The 25,139-nt window shown below is 56.5% G+C and carries 16 protein-coding genes and 1 pseudogene; 9 read left to right on the top strand and 8 right to left on the bottom strand.

Annotation, left to right across the window (positions count from 1 at the left end; all coding sequences use genetic code 11):
• Positions 1–22 precede the first annotated feature (22 nt).
• The 3 genes and pseudogenes from galF to JJB97_RS07855 form a co-directional block, all read right to left on the bottom strand.
• Positions 23–916, bottom strand: a complete 894-nt coding sequence (gene galF / locus JJB97_RS07845) for a UTP--glucose-1-phosphate uridylyltransferase GalF (protein ID WP_238713471.1) — start codon at positions 914–916, stop codon at positions 23–25.
• 392 nt (positions 917–1,308) lie between these two features.
• A complete protein-coding gene (locus JJB97_RS07850; RefSeq protein ID WP_238713490.1) occupies positions 1,309–1,689 on the bottom strand; it encodes a hypothetical protein in 381 nt (126 codons plus the stop codon).
• Positions 1,690–1,893: 204 nt separating this feature from the next.
• Positions 1,894–2,285: pseudogene (locus JJB97_RS07855) on the bottom strand (polysaccharide export protein Wza); the annotation flags it as partial.
• A gap of 685 nt (positions 2,286–2,970) precedes the next feature.
• On the opposite strand from JJB97_RS07855, the gene JJB97_RS07860 reads away from it, so the two are divergent.
• On the top strand, positions 2,971–4,554 hold the full coding sequence (locus JJB97_RS07860; protein ID WP_238713472.1) for a TerC family protein: 1,584 nt from the start codon (positions 2,971–2,973) through the stop codon (positions 4,552–4,554).
• Positions 4,555–5,246: 692 nt separating this feature from the next.
• Here JJB97_RS07860 and asmA read toward each other — a convergent pair.
• From asmA to alkA, 4 genes are all read right to left on the bottom strand, one after another.
• Positions 5,247–7,109, bottom strand: a complete 1,863-nt coding sequence (gene asmA, locus JJB97_RS07865; RefSeq protein ID WP_238713473.1) for an outer membrane assembly protein AsmA — start codon at positions 7,107–7,109, stop codon at positions 5,247–5,249.
• Positions 7,110–7,130: 21 nt separating this feature from the next.
• Entirely contained in the window at positions 7,131–7,712 is a 582-nt protein-coding gene (gene dcd, locus JJB97_RS07870; RefSeq protein ID WP_238713474.1) for a dCTP deaminase, read from the bottom strand.
• A 106-nt stretch (positions 7,713–7,818) separates the two neighbouring features.
• A complete protein-coding gene (gene udk / locus JJB97_RS07875) occupies positions 7,819–8,460 on the bottom strand; it encodes a uridine kinase (RefSeq protein WP_238713475.1) in 642 nt (213 codons plus the stop codon).
• 106 nt (positions 8,461–8,566) lie between these two features.
• Entirely contained in the window at positions 8,567–9,409 is an 843-nt protein-coding gene (gene alkA / locus JJB97_RS07880) for a DNA-3-methyladenine glycosylase 2 (protein ID WP_238713476.1), read from the bottom strand.
• Positions 9,410–9,543: 134 nt separating this feature from the next.
• Between alkA and yegD the strand changes: the two genes are divergently transcribed.
• Positions 9,544–10,899 carry a molecular chaperone gene (gene yegD / locus JJB97_RS07885; protein WP_238713477.1) on the top strand — a complete coding sequence of 452 codons (1,356 nt, stop codon included), beginning with the start codon at positions 9,544–9,546 and terminating at the stop codon, positions 10,897–10,899.
• A 178-nt stretch (positions 10,900–11,077) separates the two neighbouring features.
• Here the strand turns inward: yegD and JJB97_RS07890 are convergent, their stop codons facing one another.
• Complete coding sequence (locus tag JJB97_RS07890) at positions 11,078–12,865, bottom strand: methyl-accepting chemotaxis protein (protein WP_238713478.1); 1,788 nt, start codon at positions 12,863–12,865, stop codon at positions 11,078–11,080.
• A 279-nt stretch (positions 12,866–13,144) separates the two neighbouring features.
• On the opposite strand from JJB97_RS07890, the gene JJB97_RS07895 reads away from it, so the two are divergent.
• From JJB97_RS07895 to JJB97_RS07925, 7 genes are all read left to right on the top strand, one after another.
• The gene (locus tag JJB97_RS07895; protein ID WP_238713479.1) at positions 13,145–14,407 is read left to right on the top strand and encodes an MdtA/MuxA family multidrug efflux RND transporter periplasmic adaptor subunit; all 1,263 of its coding nucleotides are present in this window, start codon (positions 13,145–13,147) and stop codon (positions 14,405–14,407) included.
• The gene (locus JJB97_RS07900; RefSeq protein ID WP_238713480.1) at positions 14,407–17,529 is read left to right on the top strand and encodes an MdtB/MuxB family multidrug efflux RND transporter permease subunit; all 3,123 of its coding nucleotides are present in this window, start codon (positions 14,407–14,409) and stop codon (positions 17,527–17,529) included. Before JJB97_RS07895 ends, JJB97_RS07900 begins: the two co-directional genes overlap by 1 nt.
• On the top strand, positions 17,530–20,613 hold the full coding sequence (gene mdtC / locus JJB97_RS07905) for a multidrug efflux RND transporter permease subunit MdtC (protein WP_238713481.1): 3,084 nt from the start codon (positions 17,530–17,532) through the stop codon (positions 20,611–20,613).
• Positions 20,614–20,616: 3 nt separating this feature from the next.
• Complete coding sequence (mdtD, locus tag JJB97_RS07910) at positions 20,617–22,032, top strand: multidrug transporter subunit MdtD (protein WP_238713482.1); 1,416 nt, start codon at positions 20,617–20,619, stop codon at positions 22,030–22,032.
• Positions 22,029–23,423, top strand: a complete 1,395-nt coding sequence (gene baeS / locus JJB97_RS07915) for an envelope stress sensor histidine kinase BaeS (RefSeq protein ID WP_238713483.1) — start codon at positions 22,029–22,031, stop codon at positions 23,421–23,423. Before mdtD ends, baeS begins: the two co-directional genes overlap by 4 nt.
• Positions 23,420–24,142 carry an envelope stress response regulator BaeR gene (gene baeR, locus JJB97_RS07920; protein WP_238713484.1) on the top strand — a complete coding sequence of 241 codons (723 nt, stop codon included), beginning with the start codon at positions 23,420–23,422 and terminating at the stop codon, positions 24,140–24,142. Before baeS ends, baeR begins: the two co-directional genes overlap by 4 nt.
• A gap of 543 nt (positions 24,143–24,685) precedes the next feature.
• A complete protein-coding gene (locus JJB97_RS07925; protein ID WP_238713485.1) occupies positions 24,686–25,087 on the top strand; it encodes a hypothetical protein in 402 nt (133 codons plus the stop codon).
• The last annotated feature ends 52 nt before the right edge of the window (positions 25,088–25,139 follow it).

Below are 25,139 nucleotides of genomic sequence, written 5' to 3' on the forward strand. Positions count from 1 at the left end.
ACTACAAGCACAGATTTCGCGCTTATTTTGCCAGTAGTTTCTCAATCCCTTCACGAAATTTCTGCCCTTCCTTGAGATTACGTAAACCATAGTTTACAAACGCCTGCATGTAGCCCATTTTTTTGCCACAGTCATAGCTTTCACCGGTCATTAGCATCGCTTCTACAGGCTGTTTTCCATTCAGCGCTGCAATAGCATCGGTGAGCTGAATACGCCCCCATGCGCCCGGCTCGGTTTTCTCCAGCTCCTGCCAGATATCTGCCGACAATACATAGCGGCCTACCGCCATTAAATCTGAATCCAGCGTCTGCGGTTCATCAGGCTTTTCGATAAAATCAACGATACGCCCTACATCACCTGAGTTTTCCAGCGCTGTTTTAGTGGTAATAACGGAATACTCTGAAAGATCGCCCGCCATACGCTTTGCCAGTACCTGGCTGCGCCCTGTTTCTTCAAAACGCGCCACCATTGCCGCCAGATTATACCTTAACGGATCGGCACTCGCATCATCCAAAATAATATCTGGCAACACAACAACAAAAGGATTATCACCCACCGAAGGGCGCGCGCAAAGTATAGAGTGTCCAAGCCCCAGCGGCTGCGCCTGTCGCACGTTCATTATCGTCACACCCGGCGGACAAATATTCTTCACTTCCGCTAAAAGCTGACGCTTAACGCGCTGCTCCAGCAGAGATTCCAGCTCATAGGAGGTGTCGAAATGGTTTTCAACAGCATTTTTGGAAGAGTGAGTAACCAGCACAATCTCCTTGATGCCTGCCGCGACGATTTCATCGACAATGTACTGGATCATTGGCTTATCAACGATCGGCAACATTTCTTTAGGTATCGCTTTAGTCGCAGGGAGCATATGCATGCCAAGACCAGCTACCGGGATGACTGCTTTTAAATTCACCATTTCAATCCCACCTTTGAATAATTTACGAATTATAACCTTTTCACGTCCTGAAGCCAGCATGTTTTGTTAACTACAATTAATTCATTGACTTCTTCGCAGCTTTTTAAGGCTGCAAGTTAAAGAAAAGCAGCTCTCGTCTAAATATCAATCAGAGTTATCGAAAAACATGCACGGGTTCCTCATTATTACCGCGCTACAGGAGAGTGAAATTTATTTTCTTAACATAAACATAAGTCTGCTCACCTCCTCTACGTTAACCAACTGTTCTCCATTTCCGTTAACCGTCTCAATTTTTCCACAGACAGAAGCGTGTCTTGCTTTGCCATAATTTGTCCACGCACAACTTTACGCCGGTCAATGTGCAGTCTGATTGCGGGGCCGCGCGACACAGTTTACATGACGAGAAGGTTACGCATAAACAGGCGCTGCGGCTTGTTGTGCAATTCCAGGCTGGCGTAGCGCAGCATCATATTCGTGAGCGATATAAACAATGCCGGGGTCCCGGCTGCTATTTGCGCACCGCGCACATTACAGGGCAACGCTTTATTATTTAACAACAACTGATTAATTCGGAAATTTTGCGCAATCGAAAGATATCTATCTTTTACCGTGCCGTAGCCTGTCAACAACCCGGCATTGTTTATCACATTTATATTATCCAGAACGAACGTATCACAGCCATAATTAGCTGCTGTTACATTATCTATACCTGCATTCTTACTGAATTTAGGCGTAATATTTTGTGCATAAATAATGCGGAAAATAAAATGCAACCACGGCCCATATCGGCGGTGCGTTGGCGGGCGCGGTGACCTGCCTGCGACAGGCCATGCGTTTGCCCCTTGCCCACCGGCGCAAGCGAACACAAGCCGCGGCTGATAGCGCTCAGGCAGACGCTCCGCCGCAGAGAATGGCAAATATTGCCCACGCATGCACAAGAATGTTGTTGAACATATCGCGTTAGCAGTTGTTATTGATCCGCTGATAGTCGGCAGAAGCTGACTGACCAGGCGGTTCCAGCGCGCAACCGGCGCAGCGGTCATGTAAACTACGTCATACGGTTGCAGACGGAGCGTGTTCGCCATCACCCCGATGTGGCAAGACATATCCACCTGGTCAACGTTGGCAAACCTGCCCCCTCTGTCCCCTGATGGGATGAAGCACAAAGATGCCGCTAAAGTCCATTTTGAAGGTGCTTTTTTTCGCCTCCCCTGTAACAAACACTTTCAGATCGCCATTTTGCATTAGCGCCTGAAGTGAAATGCGTTCCTTATGCTCGTTGCGGGTTGCGCCAGTCGGCATTAACCATCAGGCCGCCTGCGGCGTTGATGGCGTCAAGTATGGTCAGCGGCACGTTAGTAATAACCTTATTTTTAAAAATCAAAAATATGCAGACGACCGCGCCGTAATAAAAAAAGGCAGCATTTCTGAATAGCGGCTTATTCATACCCCGGTACGCAACAAAATATAGCCAATCAAAACAGTCGCCTGCAGTTACGCTACCGCCCGTGGCTTAACAGCGACCAATATACTAACGACAGTTAAGTTAATTTTCCTCCCGATACCGCACTGCCGCCGAACGTTTTTCAGGAAAATAACTGATGGAAACTATTTACACAGCTAAGTTAGTAAACATAGCGAAAAAATGTATCCACGCCACAGTATGCTTTACCACAGGCTGGAAAGATTGTTGCAGCTAACCTGTTAGCAGGCAATTCAGCGCCCTTTCGCAACAGGGGTTTTAAAACAGGTTTATCATAAAAATTTATTTAGTTCAGGATTTACTTTATATTGCCGCAATGGCGTAAACCATTAAGGCACCCCCGTTAAAATTAATATCCGGGTGAAATCTGATGGTAATTAAGGCATTAGACCATGCCGTCGAAAAATAACGCAAGATTTTTCCTTATAAAAATTTATGAAATGAAAATACACAATAAACAGGTTTAAATAGCTGTCAGGGTTAATAGTCAGAATACAATGTTATTTGCCGCCGCCCTACCTCCTGCGTAAAATAGAGCAATTGACTTAAAACATAAGGTCGTCGTCGCGATATGGAATGGATTGCCGACCCTACAATCTGGGTAGGGCTGATTACGCTTATTGTGCTTGAGCTGGTTCTCGGCATCGATAATCTGGTGTTTATCGCTATCCTTGCCGAAAAACTCCCCCCAGCGCAGCGCGATCGCGCCCGCGTTATCGGGCTGCTGCTGGCAATGGCGATGCGCCTGCTGCTGCTGGCTTCCATCTCCTGGCTGGTTACGCTCACCCGCCCCCTGTTCACCCTGTACGACCTGAGCTTCAGCGCCCGGGATCTAATTATGCTGTTCGGCGGTCTGTTTTTGCTGTTTAAAGCCACCGTGGAGCTGAATGAACGGCTGGAGGGCAAAGATCAGGTTAACCCAACCCAGCGGCGCGGCGCGCATTTCTGGAAAGTGGTGGCCCAGATAGTCATGCTTGACGCCATCTTCTCGCTTGATTCAGTGATTACCGCCGTAGGCATGGTCGAGCATTTGGGCGTGATGATGGCGGCGGTTATTATCGCCATCAGCCTGATGCTGCTCGCCAGCAGGCCGCTGACGCGTTTTGTCAATAACCACCTCACCATTGTGATACTGTGCCTGAGCTTCCTGCTAATGATTGGCTTTAGCCTGATAGCCGAGGGTTTTGGTTTGCATATTCCTAAGGGCTATCTCTATGCGGCAATCGGTTTTTCCGTGTTGATTGAGGCGCTAAACCAGTTGGCGAACTTCAACCGCCGCCGCTACCTTTCTGCTAACCAGACGCTGCGCCAGCGCACTACCGAGGCCGTTATGCGCCTGTTAAGCGGGCGCAAAGAAGAAGCTGAGCTGGATGCCGATACCGCCTCACTGATTGCCGATCACAACAGCGAAACCACCCCGTTTAACCCTCAGGAGCGGATGATGATCGAACGCGTGTTGAACCTCGACAGGCGCCCGGTAAGCAGCATTATGACTTCGCGACACGACATTGAGCATATCGACCTGAACGCATCCCCGGCACGCATTCAGGCGCTGCTGGAGAAAAATCAACACACGCGTGTTGTGGTAACCGACGGCGAAGACAGCCTGCCCGGGGTCGTGCATGTTATTGACCTGCTGGCGCAATCGCTGCGCGGCGAGGCGCTGGATCTGCGCGCGCTGGCGCGCCAGCCGCTGGTGTTTCCGGAGACGCTCAAGCTGTTACCCGCGCTGGAGCAGTTTCGCAACGCCCGTACCCATTTTGCCTTTGTCGTGGATGAATTCGGCTCGGTGGAAGGTCTGGTCACGTTAAGCGACGTGATGGAAACCATCGCAGGCAACCTGCCGAATGAAGCAGAAGAAATTGACGCCCGCCACGACATCACTCATAACAGCGATGGAAGCTGGACGGTAAACGGCCATATGCCGCTGGACGATCTGACGCACTACGTGCCGCTGCCGCTTGATGAGCGGCGCAACTATCACACCGTAGCCGGGCTGCTGATGGAACACTTGCAGCATATCCCCGCCAGCGGCGAAGAGGTGAATATTGAAGGCTGGCGGCTGCGCACGCTGGAGGTAGAAAACCACCGCGTGCAAAAGGTGCTGGTGGTGGCGCCGCACGATAATAACAGCGCGCTGGACTATGAGGTATAGGCGGCAAACGCCGCCGCGCATTGTACATAATCCGCTGATGATTCCAGCCCCCGGCTTTACCGGAAAATAGCGCGCAGCGGAGAAAGGCCGCCAGACGCCCGCGTTTAAGGCCGCTCCTGCTGATTCTATGAATTCGCCTACAGCCAGCAAGTCTATCTGCGCAAAAACCCTTTTTGAGAGCGATATTAACGTCGATAACCTCAGCATGCGCTATACGGCTTTGCCAACGCGCCGCCTCAACTTTCATTAACCCCTGACAGGCTGAGTTTCTGCGTTGAACGCGCGCGCCGCTGTAGCGGTAAATTTACCGTAAAAACCGCATATTTTTCTGTTATCGCTGGCCTTTTCTTATCCCGGAAGTGTAATGCCGGCACGCCTGCCCCCAGCCCGGAGTAATACACAGAGCAGGCAAACGCCATTTTCACATACGGCCAGAGACAGGCCGGTATGATTATCGCCTTGCCTGTAAAGCCATTTTGCTATTACTGGCTGCCAGAACAGCACGTTTTATCGTGCCGGGGAAGGGGCGCATTGCCCGGCAGAAATTTGTAATTAAGGGCAACCGCGCTTATAAACGGCGGTAACATTCCTTTTTGCGGCATCCCGGCGCTCCCCCTGAGTCTCAGGAGCGGCAATGGCGGGAATGTTCAAATTTTCCCGCCACTGCCAGCGTTATAGCTCGCAACCCGCTGCTAGCGTCTGTCGCGCTCCTCCAGCAACTGCTGTACATCGCGCGCTTTACTGCTGTCTTTATTACGCTCGGCCCACGCCTTCAGGCGGCGCTTCCCTTCATCTTCCAGCCGGTCACGCAGCACGCGATCCACATCCAGATGGTAGTTCAGTTGATTCCACGAACCGTAGATGCGCAACGGAATAGGCGTTTGCTTTAACTTTTCAACCAGCTCGCCCTTCTCTTCCCAGCCGCCGGTCACCTGCACGGCGAAGCGCGCGTCGCACTGCTCTTTTACCAGATCGAGCGCACCTTCTCCTGTCAGCGCCAGCACTGACGACTGCCCTGCCATTTGCTGAAGTTGAAGCTGGCCGTTATTAAGAATTGCGCTGGCGCTAAAGCGCTGCATGACCGTGGCGTTATCGTCGTTTGAAACCGCCTGCGCGTTGCCGCTGTTGCGCGTAACGGCGCGCTGCACAAGCTGCTGGAAATTCATCCCCTCAAGCTTCGAATTGGTCATTTCCACACTGGCGCTTCCCTGCCAGCTATGGCGAAACGCTTCGGCGTCAATCCGGCTTCCGCTAAAGCGCCCGCGCATCGACAGGTTGCCGGAAAGCGCCAGCGGATAGTCAAACGCGCGCAAAATCGGCGCAATATCAACCTCCTTCACCTGCGGCTGAAAAACGACGCGAGACCGCGCGCCGCGCGCATCTATCTCGCCCGGCAGTGAAATCATCCCTTTGCCATAATGACCGTCAAGCTGTTCAATACTGAGTAGTCCGTCCCGATTAATAAAATGTGCGCTGACATTGCTGAACGTCAGTCCACGCCAGCGCAGGCTGGCCACATTCAACGCCGCCTCGCCCAGCGAGCGATGGAGCAGGCTGTAAGCCGGAACATCCTCGCCGCCGGCGATAACCGGGCGCGGCAACACCGCAGGCGACGCCTGTCGGCTGTCGTCGCCCTCTCCTTCGCCCTCCACGCGCGGTATACGCGCTATCAGCGAATCAAGGTTCAGATTGTCAGAAGCCAGATCGAGCCGCCAGCGCGTTTTCTCGCCCAGCACCACCGACATCCCGCCGCGCAGCGAGCTGTCATTAGCCGCCAGCTTAAGGCTGGAAATACTCAGGCGCCTCGGCTCCTCTTCCCAGCGCGCCTGGAGCGTCCCGTGGCCACGAATGCCCTGCGCTGGTAAATCCGCGCCCTGGAGCTGGTAATCAAGCCGGGTAATAGTGGCGTTAAAATCGCTGTCGCCGCTGCAGGCGTCAAGCACCGCGTCTAAGCTCAGGTTCAGGTCGCGCTGATCGCGGTTAACGCGCCCGCTCAATGCTATCCGGGCCTGACGATGCTGCGTTTTTTCAAGCTCAAGCTGAATATTGCGCACAGTAAACTGCTCATCATCGGCGTGCTGGAATACCAGCACGCTGTCGACAACCTGAAGTCTGCCGATATCAAACGACCAGCCCCGGTGTTCGCTGACGCGCGCACGGGTTTCGCCAGGCGCGACCGGCGCATTTTCAGGCCGTCGCTCTTCGCTCTGCGGCGTAAGCTGAATCACCGCCTTTTTCAACATCACCTGCTCAACCTGAAGCCGGTGTGACAACAGCGGCAACAGCGCCACATCAAGACGCATATTATCAGCGCTTACCAGCGGTTCGCTGCCCCCGGGAGCCGTGAGCGACATACGTCCGGATAAAATGCTAAGTTGAGGCCAGACGTGCCAGCGCAGCGCGCCGTCAAGCGTTAGCTTATAGCCGCTGCGCTGCTCAACGGTCTGCACCATATATTGACGAAAATCGTTGGGGTTAATCAGCAGCACCAGCGCCGTCAGGCCAGCAAGCAGCACGACCAGCAAAATCATCAGCGCAGTTAAAAGTCGTCTCATAGCGTCCTCAACAACGGCGGCTCAGTCCTTGTCGATGCGGCTGGCAACCGCGCCCTGCTGGTCATGATATTTTGCATCCTGTCGCCGGTTATATGGCCTGTCTGCCGGGCCGGTTAGCGGCTCGAAGCTGAGCGCGCCAATCATCATCCCCGGACGCAGCGCCAGCGGCAGTTTGCCGGAATTGAAAAATTCCAGCACGATGCGCCCGTGCCAGCCGGGATCGATACGGTGCGCGGTTACGTGCACCATCAGTCCAAGGCGCGCCAGCGACGAGCGTCCGTCCAGCCAGCCGACAAGATCGGCGGGCAATGTCACGGATTCATGCGTCACCGCCAGCGCCAGTTCGCCGGGATGAAGATAAAACGCTTCGCCATCCTTAAGCACAATCTCGTCGCTCATCACGCGATCCAGCGCGGCGCTGACTTCATCCTTCGGGCCGCTCAGGTCGATAAACGCCGCCGTATGGCCGCTGAAAGTGCGAAATTCATTACCCAGCCGCACATCCACGGTGGCGCCGTTAATACGCTCAACCGGTGGACGCGGCGTAATGGCTAAACGCCCGGCATCCAGCCAGGCCTCAATATCACGATCGCACAGACGCATTGCACGTTCTCCTTCTGGCTTATATGTGTTTTACCTTGTCACAGTGCGATGCTGATAACCACGCCCTGTGGACATAAACGCGACCAACGCCAGGCAGGCGCGTCAGTTATTCAAAAAACTGGCTGATTTTCGCCTTCAGAATATCAATGGCGATACGGTTTTTGCCGCCGCGCGGCACGATAATATCAGCATACTGTTTAGACGGGTCGATAAACTGCAAAAACATGGGACGCACAGTCTTTTGATACTGCGCCATCACCGAGTCCATAGAGCGACCGCGCTCGTTCACATCGCGCCTGATGCGGCGCATCAGGCAGATATCCAGCGGCGTATCAACAAATATGGAGAAATTCATCTCCTGGCGCAGGCGCGTATCGGTCAGCAACAAAATCCCTTCCAGAATAATCACTTTCTTCGGCTCAATATGTACCGTCTCGCAGGTACGGGTATGCTCGCTATAGCTGTAAACCGGCAGCTCAATGCCTTTCCCTCGCTTTAGCATCTGTAAATGCTGGAACAAGAGATTATGATCCATTGCGTTAGGGTGATCGTAATTTGTTTTAACCCTCTCTTCCATCGAGAGATGACTCTGGTCTTTGTAGTAGCAATCTTCCGGGATAACACCGATATGTTCATCGCCGACCTGTTCGCGCAACTCACGATATAGCGTGCTGGCAATAAGGCTTTTTCCTGAAGCTGATGCGCCGGCAATCCCGATAATGACGCACTGATGAGGCTTGTCAGACATAAAATAGAAGACCTGATCTTACGGATAGTTTTTAAGGAAGGGCGGCGCCGGAGCGCCAGACGCCGCAATTATAGGGACTTCCCACAGTTGATACCAGAAAAACGCGTCAACCCGGCCGCCAGCTCTCGCTATTCCATACGTGCAGCAGCGCGTAAGAGCGCCAGGGTTGCCAGCGTACGCTGTAGCGGCGCGTCTGCGACACCGTCATTCCGGCAAACCGTTGTTTCACCGCATAATCATCCGGCAGAAAAATATCCGCGGCCTGCCAGCCGCGCAGCGCATAGTAGCTGGCCGTCCAGCGTCCGATGCCCGGCAGCGTCATTAATTCTTTTATCCCCTGCGCCACGTCAGCGGGCGGCGTTAGCGGAAATTCCCCTTCCAGGCACAGCCTGGCGATATGAATAATCGCCTGCGCGCGGCGCAGCGGCATACCCAGCGCGTTGAGCTGCTCCGGCGCAAGTATCGCCAACTGCTCCGGGCGCGGAAACAGCCGCCAGCCGGGGTAGCCCGGCAGCGGATCGCCCCACGCCTGTACAACTTTTGCCGTAAGTTTTGCCGCCATCGCCACGCTAACCAACTGGCCCAACACGGCGCGAACGGCTTGTTCAAAGGGGTCCATACATCCCGGCAGGCGCAGACCGGGCCGGGCGGCGGCAAGCGTACCGAGGTGCGAGAGCATTACTGTCGGCTCAAGGGCCAGGTCGAACAGCGCCGTAACACGCGCCAGCACCGCCGCCTGCACCGGCAGCAGGCCGTCGCTGAGCGTAATCGCAACCCGGTTAGCCGCCGGATGGGGTCTCACCGCCAGTATGCCGCAGCAGCCGCTAATCGCAAGGCTTCGGCGGTAAGCCGTCGCGCTAACCGTTTCAATACCCGCCACGGCGCGTGCGCCGAGAAAATCCAGCATCCACGCCCAGTCACAGGGCGGGTGATAATCCAGCGTCAGCATAGCGTATTCCTTTTTATTTCCCCCACTGAGCATAACCGCTCGCACCGCTGAACGCCTTGCTTTTCAATTCTGTTTGCCGGGCACAAAACTTTCCGCTAAAGTCGCCCCCCTCTTCACCGGCACAGAGATGACGCATGTATTTAGGTTTTGATTACGGCACGGCTAACTGCTCGCTGGCGGTAATGCGCAACGGCATGCCGCACATGTTAAAAATGGCCGGCGACGCATCGCTGCTGCCGTCAATGATTTGCGCGCCTACGCGTGAAGGGGTAAGCGAATGGCTGTGGCGACACCAGCAGGTCGCCCCGGGCAGCGACGAAAATCAGGCGCTGCTTAAGCGCGCGGTGAAGAGCAACCGCGATGAAGATATCGTTATTACTCCCGCCAGCGTACAGTTTGGTCTGGCGGCGCTGGAGAGCTATATGGACGAACCGGATGAAGTCTGGTTCGTAAAATCCCCCAAATCGTTTCTCGGCGCCAGCGGCCTCAAGGCGCAGCAAATCGCGCTGTTTGAAGACCTGGTGTGCGCGATGATGCTCTATGCCCGCAAGCAGGCAGAAGAGCAGCTTGACGCACAGGTCACGCAGGCGGTAATTGGCCGCCCAATTAACTTCCAGGGCCTCGGCGGCGAGGAAGCTAACGCGCAGGCGACAGGCATTTTATCGCGCGCAGCCCGGCGCGCCGGGTTTTCTGACGTGGTATTTCAGTTCGAACCGGTAGCTGCCGGGCTGGAGTTTGAAGCCTCGCTAAACAAAGAACAGCGAGTGTTGGTCGTGGATATCGGCGGCGGCACAACCGACTGTTCGCTGCTGCTGATGGGGCCTTGCTGGCGCGATCGCCTCGATCGTGAACACAGCCTGCTCGGCCACAGCGGCTGTCGCGTGGGCGGCAACGATCTGGATATCGCCGTGGCGTTTAAACAACTGATGCCGCTGCTGGGCCTTGGCGGCAAAACGCAAAAGGGCATCGCCCTGCCCGCGCTGCCGTGGTGGAACGCCGTCGCTATTAACGACATACCCGCGCAAAGCGAATTTTACAGCAGCGCCTGCGGCCGACTACTGGCGGACTTAGTACGTCATGCCTGCGAGCCGCAAAAGGTGGCCCGCCTGATGAAAGTTTGGCGCCAGCGCCTGAGCTATCGGCTGGTTCGCTGTGCCGAAGAGGGGAAAATCGCGCTTTCTGAGCGCCATTGCGCCACGCTGCGCCTGCCGTTTATCGCCGATGCGCTGGAAACAGAAATGGACGGCGATGCGCTGGCCACAGCGCTGGCTCAGCCAGTACAGCGTATTCTGGAACAGGTAACGCTCGCGCTGGCCGCATCCCGACAGACGCCTGACGTAATTTTTCTTACCGGCGGCAGCGCGCGTTCGCCGCTGATTAAACAGGCGCTGGCTGCGCTGTTGCCGCAGACGCCTGTGGCCAGCGGCGACGATTTCGGTTCGGTCACCGCCGGGCTGGCACGTTGGGCAAAGGTGGTATTTAGCGGCTAAGCACACCGGTAACCGCTGAAGTTAAACGACGCGAAACCGGTTACGGGTACCGATTAGCGCCGGAATAAAACCCAGTGGGATAAAAGCTGCGGGTATTTTGCAAATGACCGGCGAGGCATGGCGCGCCTGTCGCGCTAAACACACCAGGCGAAAGCCCGCTGCCCTGGCCGCGTATTGCTTAAATCCGAAACTGCCCCACCACTCCGGTCAGTTCGTTGGCCTGTCGCTGAAGCGCCGAGGTTGCCGATGACGTCTGTTCCACCAGCGCGGCATTCTGCTGAACCATACTGTCAAGCTGCGCCACCGCGCGGTTAATTTCGCTAATGCCCTGGGTCTGCTCAGTCGCCGTCTGGTTAATTCTCGCCATGATCGCGGTAACCGAGGTGACGCTGGCGACGATATCATTCATGGTATCGCCCGATAGCTGGACCTGTTTTGCTCCGGACGTAACGCTTGCGACCGTCGCGTCAATCAGCGCGCGAATCTCCTTCGCCGCCCCGGCGCTACGGCTGGCCAGGTTGCGCACTTCATTTGCCACCACGGCAAAACCGCGACCCTGCTCGCCCGCGCGCGCCGCTTCCACAGAAGCATTCAGCGCCAGGATATTAGTCTGAAAAGCGATGCCGTCAATAACGCTGATAATATTGCCAATCTTCGCTGACGCGTCCTCAATGGCCTCCATAGTATGTATCACCTCACTAATGGATTCGCCGCCGCGGCGCGCAACGTCCGCAGCCGCCAGAACGGCGACATTGGCTTCATTCGCCGCGCTGGCGGAGTTTGCCACCGTGGATGAAATTTGCTCAAGCGCGGCGGACGTCTGCTGAAGATTCGCCGCCGACGCCTCGGTACGGGTGGACAAATCCAGCGTCCCGGCGGCAATTTCATCGGCTGCGGCGCGCACCGACTCGCTGCTAGCGCGCAGGCTCCTCATTACCGTAGCCAGCTTATCGGCGAATCGGTTAAAGGCGCTGGCAATCTGCGTCACCTCATTATTGCCATCCACGTCCAGACGGCGCGTCAAATCCTGGTCGCCGGAGGCGATAGCATCCATTGAGGCGCGAATACGCTCAAGCGGGCTTAAGCTACGACGGATTATCACATTAACAATCACGCCCGAAACGGCGATAAGCAGCACCAGCATCAGCGCCGAGATTTTAAGCTGGTTATGCATGCCTTTAGCGACCGTAGCTTTATCCATCGCCACCGCAACATACCAGTCAGTATTTTTCACCGGCAGAGCAATAATCCAGGCAGGCTCGCCAGCTACCGAGACTTCCACAGGGCGACCGGATGTCAGCAGCGACGATAACTTAAGGTTGTCGATAAGACTGGAAAGCGGCTTAAGCGTCAGGTCGTCACGTGGATGGGCAATAATCGTGCCATCAGCGCCGATAAGCATGCCGAAACTGTTCTCGCCTGGGTGGATGGCGCGCACATTTTTAATAATAGCCTCCATGTCAATATCGCCGGTCACAACACCTTTGAGTACCCCGCCGTCGATGCGCGGCGCCGATACGGAAACCGTCATTTTACCGCTAACCATATCTCTGTAAGGATGCGTGACGATCAACTGCCCCGCGCTGGCCGCCTGCTGATACCAGGGGCGCGCGGTCGGATCGACATTTTCAGGAATGCGGGAAGGCTCAGGCGACAGGATGCGTTTATCCGCTAGCGCAAAAGCCATAAATTCAAAACCGCCCGCCGTTTGCGCCTGCTTCATCAGCGCTACGGGATCGGACGCGCCAGGCTGTTGCGCCAGCGCATTAATAAGCGCCGTTTTAGTCTCAATCCACTCTTCAACCGTAGTTTTGGTGCAGGATGCCAGGGACGTCAGGGTCGCATTCGCGGCGCTCAGGTTGGCGCGATCGCTGATATAGCTATTAATCGCTGTGTTAATTACCAGCGAAAATGCCACAATCAGCGAGGTCGCCAGTAAAATCCGGTTGCGTATAGAGCTAACCATTACGTCTCCAAAAATAACGCTACATTAATCGTGAAAGAAGTTATCGTTTGGAGGCGCGAATACTTGCATTATTTACGTTACTTAATGTAAACCGCGCCGACGCCCGACGCGATTTTGTCGCAGGCAAACTTACCTTTCAATGGAGGGGCAGAGCCCTGTTGGCCGCTCTGCGCGTAAATCCCTGGGTTCTTCCATATTTCCTCCATCTTTATGCGTCTTACGCCAGCTAAACTAGTATCATCACGCCTAAATCGTTTCAGGAACGGATAACGTCAATTTATGAAAGGCACACAAAAATTTCGCTGGCCGTGGCTGCTCGGCGTTTTCGTAGTCATCGCCGCCGCGTTTTTTTTCTGGCGCGCCCATTATACGAGCGATAACAGCCCCCGGGCGCAGGCGTCCGGGCAGCAGAAACCCGGCGCCGGCGGGCGACGCGGTATGCGCGGCCCGCTGCCGCCGATACAGGCCGCCACGGCAGCCCGCGAATCCGTACCGCGCTACTTAACCGGCCTTGGCACCATTATCGCCGCCAATACCGTGACCGTACGCAGCCGCGTGAACGGCCAGCTACTGGCGCTGCACTTTCAGGAAGGTCAGCAGGTCAAAGCCGGCGATTTACTGGCAGAAATCGATCCCAGCCAGTTTAAGGTGGCGCTGGCCCAGGCTCAGGGGCAGCTAGCGAAGGATAAAGCGACGCTCGCCAATGCCCGGCGCGATCTGGCGCGTTATCAACAACTGGCGAAAACGAATCTCGTCTCCCGCCAGGAGCTTGATGCCAAACAGGCGCTGGTCAATGAAACCGCCGGCATCATCAAAGCGGATGAAGCCTCGGTCGCCAGCGCACAATTGCAGCTTGACTGGAGCCGCGTTACCGCCCCCATTGATGGCCGCGTGGGCCTTAAGCAGGTGGATATCGGCAACCAGATAGCCAGCGGCGATAGCGCCGGTATTGTAGTGCTGACCCAGACTCACCCCATCGATCTTGTGTTTACGCTGCCGGAAAGTGAAATCGCCACCATTATGAAAGCGCAAAAGGCGGGCCGGACGCTGAGCGTGGAGGCCTGGGATCGTACGAACAAACAGAAACTCAGCGCCGGTAAACTACTGAGTCTCGACAATCAGATTGACGCGACCACCGGCACCATCAAACTGAAGGCGCGCTTTGATAACCTTGATGATGTTCTGTTCCCCAACCAGTTCGTCAACGCCCGTATGCTGGTAGATACTCAGCACGACGCGGTGGTTATTCCCGCCGCCGCGCTGCAAATGGGCAGCGACGGTCACTTTGTCTGGGTGCTGAACGCCGAAGGCCGCGTCAGTAAACACAGCGTAACCACCGGCATCCAGGACAGCCAGAAAGTCGTGATTACCGGCGGCCTGTCGGCAGGCGATCGTGTGGTAACCGACGGTATTGACCGCCTGACCGAAGGCGCGAAAGTAGAAGTGGTTGACGCGCACAGCGCGAGCGCGAATGAAGAAAAAACCGCCGCGCCGCGCGAAAAAGGCGGCCAGGGCCGCCCAACGCAGGGAGCGCGCTCCTGATGCAGGTATTACCTCCTGGCGCAACGGGCGGGCCGTCCCGCCTGTTTATCCTGCGCCCTGTCGCGACGACGCTTATAATGATAGCGATTATGCTGGCCGGGATAATTGGCTACCGTTTCCTGCCCGTCTCCGCCCTGCCGGAAGTGGACTACCCAACGATTCAGGTCGCCACGCTATATCCGGGCGCCAGCCCGGACGTGGTGACATCGGCGATTACCGCGCCGCTGGAGCGCCAGTTCGGCCAGATGTCGGGCCTTAAACAAATGTCCTCTCAGAGCGCAGGCGGCGCCTCGGTCATCACACTACAGTTCCAGTTAACGCTGCCGCTCGACGTGGCGGAGCAGGAAGTACAGGCGGCGATCAACGCCGCCGCCAATCTGTTGCCCTCCGATCTGCCGAACCCGCCGGTCTACAGCAAAGTTAACCCGGCCGACCCCCCTGTTATGACGCTCGCCGTCACCTCTACCGCCCTGCCCATGACCCAGGTGCAGGATATGGTGGAAACGCGCGTAGCGCAGAAAATTTCCCAGGTTTCCGGCGTCGGGCTGGTTACGCTCTCTGGCGGTCAGCGCCCGGCTGTGCGCGTAAAGCTCAACGCCCCGGCGCTGGCGGCGCTCGGGCTAACCAGCGAAACGGTGCGCACGGCAATAACGGCTGCCAACGTCAACTCGGCCAAAGGCAGTCTCGACGGCCCAACGCGGGCGATAACGCTGTCTGCTAACGATCAGATGAAATCCGCCAGCGACTACCGCCAGCTTATTATCGCTTACCAGAACGGCGCGCCGGTACGCCTTGGCGACGTGGCGACGGTAGAACAGGGCGCGGAAAACCGCTGGCTGGGCGCCTGGGCCAACGGCCAGCAGGCCATTGTGATGAACGTCCAGCGCCAGCCGGGCGCGAACATTATCAACACCGCCGATAACATTCGCGCGCTGCTGCCCACGCTTAAAGAGAGTCTGCCGAAATCGGTGAAGATTGATTTGCTCACCGACCGCACCACGAATATTCGCGCCTCTGTGACCGATACGCAATTTGAACTCATGCTCGCTATCGCATTGGTCGTGATGATAATCTACCTGTTTTTGCGCAATATTCCGGCGACTATCATCCCCGGCGTAGCGGTGCCGCTATCGCTGGTGGGCACATTTGCGGCGATGGTGTTCCTTGATTTCTCCATCAACAACCTGACGCTGATGGCGCTGACCATCGCTACCGGGTTTGTGGTGGACGACGCCATTGTGGTTATTGAAAACATTTCACGCTATATCGAAAAAGGCGAAAAGCCGCTGGCGGCGGCGCTAAAGGGCGCGGGAGAAATTGGTTTTACCATTATCTCCCTCACCTTTTCGCTTATTGCGGTGCTGATTCCGCTGCTGTTTATGGGCGATATTGTCGGCCGCCTGTTTCGCGAATTCGCCGTCACGCTGGCGGTGGCAATACTGATTTCCGCTGTGGTATCGCTAACGCTCACGCCAATGATGTGCGCGCGCATGCTGAGCTATACCTCTTTGCGCAAGCAGAACCGCTTCTCGGCGGCCAGCGAGCGCATATTTGACCGCATTATCGCACTCTATGGCCGCGTCCTGACGCGCGTGCTAAGCCATCCGTGGTTAACGCTGGGCGTCGCCGTTGGCACGCTGCTGCTGACTGTGCTGCTGTGGGTATTTATCCCCAAAGGCTTCTTCCCTGTACAGGACAACGGCATTATCCAGGGCACGCTACAGGCCCCGCAATCGGTCTCTTTCGCCAGCATGGCCGAGCGTCAGCGAAAAGTGGCGGACATTATTCGCCGCGATCCGGCGGTGGAAAGCCTGACGTCATTCATCGGCGTTGATGGCGCCAACCCGTCGCTCAACAGCGGCCGCCTGCAAATTAACCTCAAGGCGCTGAGCGAACGCGATGACCGCGTGGCGAAGGTCATCGAACGGCTACAAAACAGCGTGGCGGAGGTTGCCGGGGTCACGCTCTATCTGCAACCGGTTCAGGATTTAACTATCGATACCCAGGTCAGCCGCACCCAGTATCAGTTTACGTTACAGGCCACGTCCCTTGACGAACTCAGCGTCTGGGTGCCAAAGCTTATGGAAAAACTGCGCACGCTGGCGCAGCTCTCTGACGTCAGCAGCGACTGGCAGGACAAAGGCCTGGTCGCTTACGTCAACGTCGATCGCGACAGCGCCAGTCGCCTGGGCATCAGTATGGCGGACGTAGATAACGCACTGTATAACGCCTTCGGCCAGCGTCTTATCTCCACTATTTATACCCAGGCCAATCAATATCGGGTCGTGCTGGAGCACGATACGGCAACCACGCCGGGGCTGGCGGCGCTTGATAACATTCGCCTTGCCAGCCGCGACGGCGCCAGCGTACCGCTAAGCGCCATTGCCGCCGTCGAGCAACGCTTTGGGCCGCTGACGATAAACCATCTCGATCAGTTCCCGTCCACCACGATTTCATTCAACGTGCCGCAGAATTATTCACTGGGCGATGCCGTTGACGCTATTACCGCCGCCGAAAAATCGCTGGCTTTTCCAGGCGACATCACCACCGCCTTTCAGGGCAGTACGCTGGCATTTCAGGCGGCGCTCGGCAGCACCGTGTGGCTCATTGTGGCTTCGGTGGTGGCGATGTACATCGTACTCGGCGTGCTCTATGAGAGTTTTATTCACCCTATCACTATTCTCTCCACCCTGCCCACGGCGGGCGTGGGCGCGCTGCTGGCGCTGTGGCTGGCGGGCAGCTCGCTGGACGTTATCGCCATTATCGGCATCATTTTGCTTATCGGCATTGTGAAGAAAAACGCCATCATGATGATCGACTTCGCGCTGGCGGCGGAGCGCGAACAGGGCATGGCGCCGTATAACGCCATTTACCAGGCCTGTCTGCTGCGCTTTCGCCCGATCCTGATGACCACGCTGGCGGCCCTGCTCGGCGCGCTGCCGCTGATGCTCAGCACCGGCGTCGGCGCTGAACTGCGCCGACCGCTCGGTATCGCTATGGTGGGCGGCCTGCTGCTTAGCCAGGTGCTGACGCTCTTTACCACGCCGGTCATTTACCTGCTCTTTGATCGCCTCTCGCTGTGGACACGAAACCGCTTCGCGCGGCGCGAGGAGGATGCGTAAGTGAAGTTTTTCGCGCTCTTCATTCACCGCCCGGTGGCGACCATTCTGCTGAGCATCGCCATTACCCTGTGCGGCGCGCTCGGCTTTCGACTGCTGCCGGTAGCGCCGCTGCCGCAGGTGGATTTCCCGGTTATTATGATAAGCGCCTCACTGCCCGGCGCATCGCCGGAAACGATGGCGTCATCGGTCGCCACGCCGCTGGAGCGTTCGCTGGGCCGCATTGCCGGGGTAAACGAAATGACCTCGTCAAGCTCCCTTGGCAGCACGCGCATTATTTTACAGTTCGACTTTAACCGCGATATCAATGGCGCGGCGCGCGACGTGCAGGCGGCGATTAACGCCGCGCAAAGCCTGCTGCCCAGCGGCATGCCGGGGCGTCCGAGCTGGCGCAAGGCCAACCCGGCGGACATGCCAGTCATGATCCTGACGCTGACGTCTGATACCTACACGCAGGGCCAGCTTTACGATTTTGCCTCCACCCAGCTTGCGCAAACTCTCGCGCAGATAGACGGCGTGGGCGACGTCAGCGTAGGCGGCAGCTCATTGCCTGCGGTACGCGTGGCGCTGAACCCGCAGGCGCTGTTTAACCAGGGCGTTTCACTGGATGCGGTGCGCGCCGCCATCAGCAATGCAAACGTGCGACGTCCGCAGGGCGCGCTGGAGGACGCCAACACGCGCTGGCAGTTGCAAACCAACGACGAGCGCAAAACTGCCGCGCAGTACGCGCCGCTGATAGTGCATTACAACAATGGCGCAGCGGTGCGCCTTAGCGATGTCGCGACGGTCACCGATGCCGTGCAGGATGTGCGCAACGCCGGTATGGCCAATGCGAAACCGGCAATTTTGCTGATGGTGCGCAAAACGCCGGAGGCCAACATCATCCAGACTGTTGACCGCATCCGCGAAAAAATGCCGGCGCTGCGCGAAAATATCCCTGCCGCCATCGACTTTCAGGTGGCGATGGATCGCTCCCCGACTATTCGCGCGTCGCTGGCGGAGGTGGAACAGATGCTGATTATCTCAGTAGCGCTGGTAATTGTGGTCGTGTTCCTGTTTTTACGCTCCGCACGCGCAACGTTTATCCCCGCCGTGGCCGTGCCGGTATCGCTTATCGGCACCTTCGCCGCTATGTACCTGTGCGGCTTTAGCCTTAATAACCTGTCGCTGATGGCGCTGACTATCGCCACCGGATTTGTGGTGGACGACGCCATCGTGGTGCTGGAAAACATTGCCCGTCATATTGAAGCCGGCGTTAAACCATTACAGGCCGCGCTCCAGGGGGTACGTGAAGTGGGTTTTACCGTGCTGTCTATGAGCCTGTCGCTGGTGGCGGTATTTCTGCCGCTGCTGCTGATGAGCGGGCTGCCAGGCCGCCTGTTCCGGGAGTTTGCGGTCACGCTTTCGGTATCAATGGGAATTTCGCTGGTAATATCGCTTACGCTTACGCCGATGATGAGCGGCTGGCTGCTGCGCGCACGCGGTAAAAAACGCCCAAACCACGGCGCCGGAAAGCTGTTTAACCGCCTGCAACAAGGGTACGCCCGCTCGCTTAAGTGGGCGCTTAACCACGCCACGCTAACCGGTATGGCGCTGATTGCCACTATCGCGCTAAATATCTGGCTTTATATCGCTATCCCGAAAACCTTCTTCCCAACGCAGGACACGGGCGCGCTGATGGGCGGCATCCAGGGCGACCAGAGTATTTCCTTTCAGGCAATGCGCGGAAAGTTACAGGATTTCATGAAAATCATCCGCGAAGATCCGGCCGTGGATAACGTTGTTGGCTTTACCGGCGGTTCCAGGGTCAACAGCGGCAGTATGTTTATCACTCTTAAGCCGCTGACGGAACGCCGCGAAAGCGCGCAGCAGATTATTGACCGCCTGCGCGTAAAGCTTGCCAAAGAGCCAGGCGCAAGCCTGTTTATGATGGCAGTGCAGGATATCCGCGTCGGCGGACGCCAGTCCAACGCCAGTTATCAGTACACGTTGCTGTCAGACGATCTCTCGGCGTTGCGCGAATGGGAGCCGAAAATCCGCAAGGCGCTGGCGGCGCTGCCGGAACTGGCTGATGTTAATTCCGACCGGGAAGACAGCGGGGCGGAAATGGCGCTGGAATATGACCGCGAAACCATGTCGCGTCTGGGCATCGACGTGTCGGCGGCCAATAGCCTGCTCAACAACGCCTTCGGCCAGCGCCAGATTTCCACGATTTACCAGCCGCTAAACCAGTATAAAGTCGTCATGGAGGTCGACCCGCGCTACACCCAGGACGTTAGCGCGCTGGATAGCATGTTTGTTATCAACGCCGACGGCAAAGCCATCCCGCTGTCTTACTTCGCCAAGTGGGCGCCGGCCAACGCGCCGCTGTCGGTGAACCACCAGGGGCTGTCGGCGGCGTCGACTATCGCGTTTAACCTGCCGTCCGGGGTATCGCTGTCCGAAGCCAGCGAAGCCATTGATCGCGCAATGACCTCGCTTGGCGTACCAGGCAGCGTGCGCGGCACCTGGTCCGGCACCGCGCAGCTTTTCCAGGACACGATGAAGTCACAACTGCTGCTGATTCTGGCCGCCATCGCCACGGTCTATATCGTGCTGGGGATACTGTATGAAAGCTACGTCCACCCGCTGACCATTCTCTCCACGCTGCCGTCGGCGGGCGTAGGCGCGTTGCTGGCGCTGGCGCTGTTCGATGCGCCGTTCAGTCTGATTGCGCTTATCGGCATCATGCTGCTTATCGGCATCGTGAAAAAGAATGCCATTATGATGGTCGATTTTGCCATTGACGCCCAACGACGCGGCGATCTCAGTCCGCAGGAGGCCATTTTCCAGGCCTGCCTGCTGCGCTTTCGCCCCATTATGATGACCACGCTGGCGGCCCTGTTCGGCGCGCTGCCGCTGGTGCTGACCAGCGGCGACGGCGCGGAACTGCGACAGCCGCTCGGTATAACGATTGTCGGCGGGCTGGCGGTAAGCCAGCTTCTGACGCTCTATACTACGCCGGTCGTTTATTTGTTCTTTGACCGCCTGCGGCTGCGCTTTCGCCGTCGTACCCCGCAAGCCCAGGCGCTGAAACCAGGTAAGTAGCCGATGAACGCGTTTCCCAACACCGTGCGCTGGCAGCTATGGATCGTTGCTTTTGGCTTTTTTATGCAGTCGCTGGATACGACAATCGTTAATACCGCCCTGCCCGCAATGGCGCAAAGCCTTGGGGAAAGCCCGCTTCATATGCACCGGGTTATCGTCTCCTATGTACTGACGGTCGCCGTGATGCTGCCCGCCAGCGGCTGGCTGGCGGATCGCGTGGGGGTACGCAATGTTTTCTGCGCGGCTATTGTCATATTTACTCTCGGTTCGCTGCTGTGCGCCCGCTCATCCTCGCTGGATATGCTTATTGCCTCGCGCGTGGTGCAAGGCATCGGCGGGGCCATGATGGTGCCGGTAGGCAGGCTGACGGTGATGAAAATTGTGCCGCGCGCGCAATACATGGCGGCGATGACGTTTGTCACGCTGCCAGGCCAGGTAGGGCCGTTGCTCGGCCCGGCGCTGGGCGGGCTGTTGGTGGAATACGCCTCCTGGCACTGGATCTTCCTGATCAATCTGCCGGTGGGCATTGCAGGGTGCATCGCCACGCTGCTATTGATGCCTAACTACACCATGCAAACGCGTCGCTTCGACTTTCCCGGCTTCCTGCTGCTGGCGTTCGGTATGGCGGCGCTGACCGTCGCGCTCGACGCCAGCAGAGGAGCGGAGCTGGCCGCCTCCTGGCTATGGGTGCTGGCGGCGGCAGGCGCGACGGCGCTATTACTGTATATCCGCCACGCGCGCGGGCGCGAATCCGCGCTGTTCAGCCTGACGTTATTTAACACAAAAACCTACGCGCTGGGGCTTGCCGGCAGCCTGTTCGCCCGCATCGGCAGCGGTATGCTGCCGTTTATGACCCCGGTCTTTTTGCAGGTGGGCCTTGGCTTTTCCCCCTTTCAGGCCGGGCTGATGATGATCCCGATGGTGCTCGGCAGTATGGGGATGAAGCGTTTTGTGGTACAGGTAGTAAACCGCTTCGGTTATCGTAATGTGTTGGTGGCCGCCACGCTGGGGCTTGGCGTTATCAGCCTGCTGTTCATGGCCGTGGGCCTGCTGGGCTGGACGGCGCTATTACCGCTGGTCCTGTTTGCCCTGGGGATGGTCAACGCCATGCGCTTTTCCTCCATGAATACCCTGACGCTCAAAGACCTGCCGGACGCGCTTGCCAGCAGCGGCAACAGCCTGCTGTCGATAGTGATGCAACTTGCCATGAGCACCGGCGTCACCATCGCCGGACTGCTGCTTGGGCTGTACGGCCATCAGCATATCGCCGTCAGCGGGGAGGCGGCCCATAGCGTGTTCCTTTATACCTGGATTACAATCGCAGTCATTATCGCCCTGCCGGCGCTGCTGTTTGCGCGCGTGCCGAAAGACAACAGTAAAAACGCCGTCCTTGCGCGGCGCAAAAGGAGTCGTAAATGACGCGCTGGCGGCCCGGCATTACCGGCAAGCTGTTCTTTGCCATTTTAGGCACCTGCATTCTGGTGCTGGTACTGATGCACTGGGCGGTGCGTTTAAGCTTTGAGCGTGGTTTTATCGACTATATCAAACATGGCAACGAGCAGCGCCTCGCGTTATTAAGCGATGCGCTTGCCGAACAGTACGCCCGGCAAGGCGACTGGCATTTTCTGCGCCACAACGACAAATACATCTTCAGGCTACTGCGCTCGTTCGACCGTGAACCGGAGACTAACCTGGACATGCCGCCGCACGGCTGGCGCACCCAGTTCTGGGTGACCGATCGGCGTAACGCGCGCCTTGTCGGGCCGCCGGGGCCGATTCCGACAGACGGCATGCGCCGGGAAATTGTTGTGGCGGGCCAGAACGTAGGCTGGGTAATCGCCTCGCCGGTGGAACGCCTGACGCGCAGCACCGACATCAACTTTGATAAACAGCAGCGGCGTACCAGTTGGCTTATTGTCGGGCTGTCGATTCTGCTGGCCGCCGGGGCAACCTTCCCACTGGCGCGCGGACTGCTGCGCCCGGTAAAAAAACTGGTGGAAGGCACCCACCGCCTGGCGGCCGGCGATTTCTCCACCCGCGTTGCCGCGCCGGGCAAAGATGAGCTTGGGCGACTGGCGCAGGATTTTAACCAACTTGCCAGCACGCTTGAGAAAAACCAGCAGATGCGGCGTGATTTTATGGCCGATATTTCTCACGAACTGCGCACCCCGCTTGCGGTGCTGCGCGGCGAACTGGAGGCCATACAGGACGGCGTACGCAGCTTCACGCCGGAAACCCTCGCGTCGTTGCAAATGGAAGTAGGCACGCTGTCAAAGCTGGTAGACGATCTGCACCAGCTTTCCCTGTCCGATGAAGGCGCGCTGGCTTATCAGAAAGCGCCGCTGGATATGGTCGCGTTGCTGGAAGTGGCGGCAGGCGCGTTCAGGGAACGCTTTCGCAGCCGCCAACTGGCAATAGAGCTGGCGCTACCGGAGCATGTCACCCTTTTCGGCGACAGCGATCGCCTCTCGCAGTTGTTTAATAACCTGCTGGAAAACAGCCTGCGTTATACCGACGCAGGCGGCAAATTGCTGATTAGCGGCGAAACCCGCGCAAACGCGTTTATACTGACGTTCGCCGATAGCGCACCGGGGGTCAGCGACGAGCAACTTGCCCGGCTTTTTGAGCGGTTTTACCGTGCCGAAGGCTCGCGCAACCGCGCCAGCGGCGGCTCCGGGCTGGGGTTGGCCATCTGTCAGAACATTGTGGAAGCCCACGGCGGCTGCCTGAGCGCCGCTCACTCCCACTCCGGCGGCGTGAGCATTCGCGTAGCGTTACCGCTTAACCCTGAGTTGCAGAGGAACGTATGACTGAATTTCCATTAGATGATAATGCGCCACGCATTCTGATTGTTGAGGATGAGCCGAAGCTTGGCCAGTTGCTCATCGACTACCTGCGCGCTGCAAGCTACGCCCCGACGCTTATCACCCACGGAAACGCGGTGCTGGCGGCCGTAAAACAAACGCCGCCGGACCTTATTTTGCTGGATCTGATGCTGCCAGGTACCGATGGCCTGACCCTGTGCCGGGAGATCCGCCGCTTTTCTGAGGTGCCGATTGTCATGGTTACCGCCAGAGTGGAAGAGATTGACCGCCTGCTGGGGCTTGAGATCGGCGCCGATGACTACATCTGTAAACCCTACAGCCCGCGTGAAGTCGTCGCGCGCGTAAAAACTATTCTGCGCCGCTGCCGCCCGCAGCGCGAAGAGCGGGCTGCAGGCGAAAACGCGCCGCTTATCATTGACGAAGGCCGCTTCCAGGCAAGCTGGCGCGATAAGGTGTTGGATTTGACTCCCGCCGAATTCCGGCTGCTCAAGACCCTTGCCACCGAGCCAGGCAAGGTCTTTTCCCGCGAACAGTTGCTTAACCATTTATATGATGATTATCGGGTAGTAACTGACCGCACCATCGACAGCCATATCAAAAACCTGCGCCGCAAGCTCGAAGCGCGGGATGCCGAACAGCCGTTTATTCGCGCAGTCTACGGCGTGGGTTACCGCTGGGAGGCGCAGGCAGGCCAGGTGATTTAACGCACACAGCCGTTATCAAATAACATAAGGGCGGAAAACCGCCCAATAAGCATCACCTGCTGGCAATATTAATTTTCCGCGTTAAATATGTCACCTCTGCGTATTCAGCCATTAATCAATCTCTTTTCTCAATACATTTAGAAAATAAAATAACAGATTGCCAGTATTCACCAATGCCTCTTACGGGAAAAATCCATATTTACATTTAGTTACATTATTATATTTTTCTTTACCATGCCTTACATGTATTTTCCAAACGGCGTTCTGAAGTAATCTTCGGAATCAGCGAAAAACTGACGATAAATAATAGTGTAGAGTAAGGATGCGTAATGAAAGAAATTACAACCTCACAATATACTATGATCGGCGGCGGTTTTGGTGGTACTTGTAGTGCGGGTGGCTCATCGGGTAATTGCTCTGGCGGGCACAGTGGAAGTAACAATAATGGGGGAAATGCGGGTAACAGGCCTTCATTCAGTGGTAATGGAAATCCACGTATAGCAGATGGCAGAGGAAGGCCTGGAAGCGGTGTAATGGCTTACGGTGTCTTCTCATCCTCATCCCCTTCATACAGTATTTCTGGTGGCTGCACAGGAGGAAGACGCAGTAGCAAAGGTGCACAAAATTTCGGTACTCAGCGATAATTTAAACCTAAAAATAATCTGCCAGGTAGATATCCTGCCTGGTTTTTTTTCAGGATATAACATAATGACTGAGATCTATGTTTTCTACTCAAAAGAACTGTCACTTAATGTTTATAACAAAAAAACATTATCTGCTGCTGACATAGAAAAACTAAACAAAGATGGTTTTAAGAAAATAAATATAGAATTTGATGCCGCCAACGAAAGTGAAGCCATTGATCAATTACTAAATCACTATAAAGTAAAAAAGAATACATTAGAGGACTTTAGAAAAGACGAATTAATCCCATCAGTAATATAGGCTCTCATCTGTCGGAGACTGTAATTAAAATTGTGTAATTGCCTGTTTTTGA

It is taken from the genome of Tenebrionibacter intestinalis, from assembly GCF_016632365.1.
Lineage (GTDB): Bacteria > Pseudomonadota > Gammaproteobacteria > Enterobacterales > Enterobacteriaceae > Tenebrionibacter > Tenebrionibacter intestinalis.

Coding starts and splice junctions, on each gene's coding strand:
- udk (WP_238713475.1), bottom strand. CDS start 8,460: ATGTCTGACAAGCCTCATCAGTGCGTCATTATCGGGATTGCCGGCGCA.
- JJB97_RS07900 (WP_238713480.1), top strand. CDS start 14,407: ATGCAGGTATTACCTCCTGGCGCAACGGGCGGGCCGTCCCGCCTGTTT.
- yegD (WP_238713477.1), top strand. CDS start 9,544: ATGTATTTAGGTTTTGATTACGGCACGGCTAACTGCTCGCTGGCGGTA.
- galF (WP_238713471.1), bottom strand. CDS start 916: ATGGTGAATTTAAAAGCAGTCATCCCGGTAGCTGGTCTTGGCATGCAT.
- alkA (WP_238713476.1), bottom strand. CDS start 9,409: ATGCTGACGCTGGATTATCACCCGCCCTGTGACTGGGCGTGGATGCTG.
- asmA (WP_238713473.1), bottom strand. CDS start 7,109: ATGAGACGACTTTTAACTGCGCTGATGATTTTGCTGGTCGTGCTGCTT.
- JJB97_RS07860 (WP_238713472.1), top strand. CDS start 2,971: ATGGAATGGATTGCCGACCCTACAATCTGGGTAGGGCTGATTACGCTT.
- baeS (WP_238713483.1), top strand. CDS start 22,029: ATGACGCGCTGGCGGCCCGGCATTACCGGCAAGCTGTTCTTTGCCATT.
- JJB97_RS07890 (WP_238713478.1), bottom strand. CDS start 12,865: ATGGTTAGCTCTATACGCAACCGGATTTTACTGGCGACCTCGCTGATT.
- JJB97_RS07895 (WP_238713479.1), top strand. CDS start 13,145: ATGAAAGGCACACAAAAATTTCGCTGGCCGTGGCTGCTCGGCGTTTTC.
- mdtD (WP_238713482.1), top strand. CDS start 20,617: ATGAACGCGTTTCCCAACACCGTGCGCTGGCAGCTATGGATCGTTGCT.
- baeR (WP_238713484.1), top strand. CDS start 23,420: ATGACTGAATTTCCATTAGATGATAATGCGCCACGCATTCTGATTGTT.
- dcd (WP_238713474.1), bottom strand. CDS start 7,712: ATGCGTCTGTGCGATCGTGATATTGAGGCCTGGCTGGATGCCGGGCGT.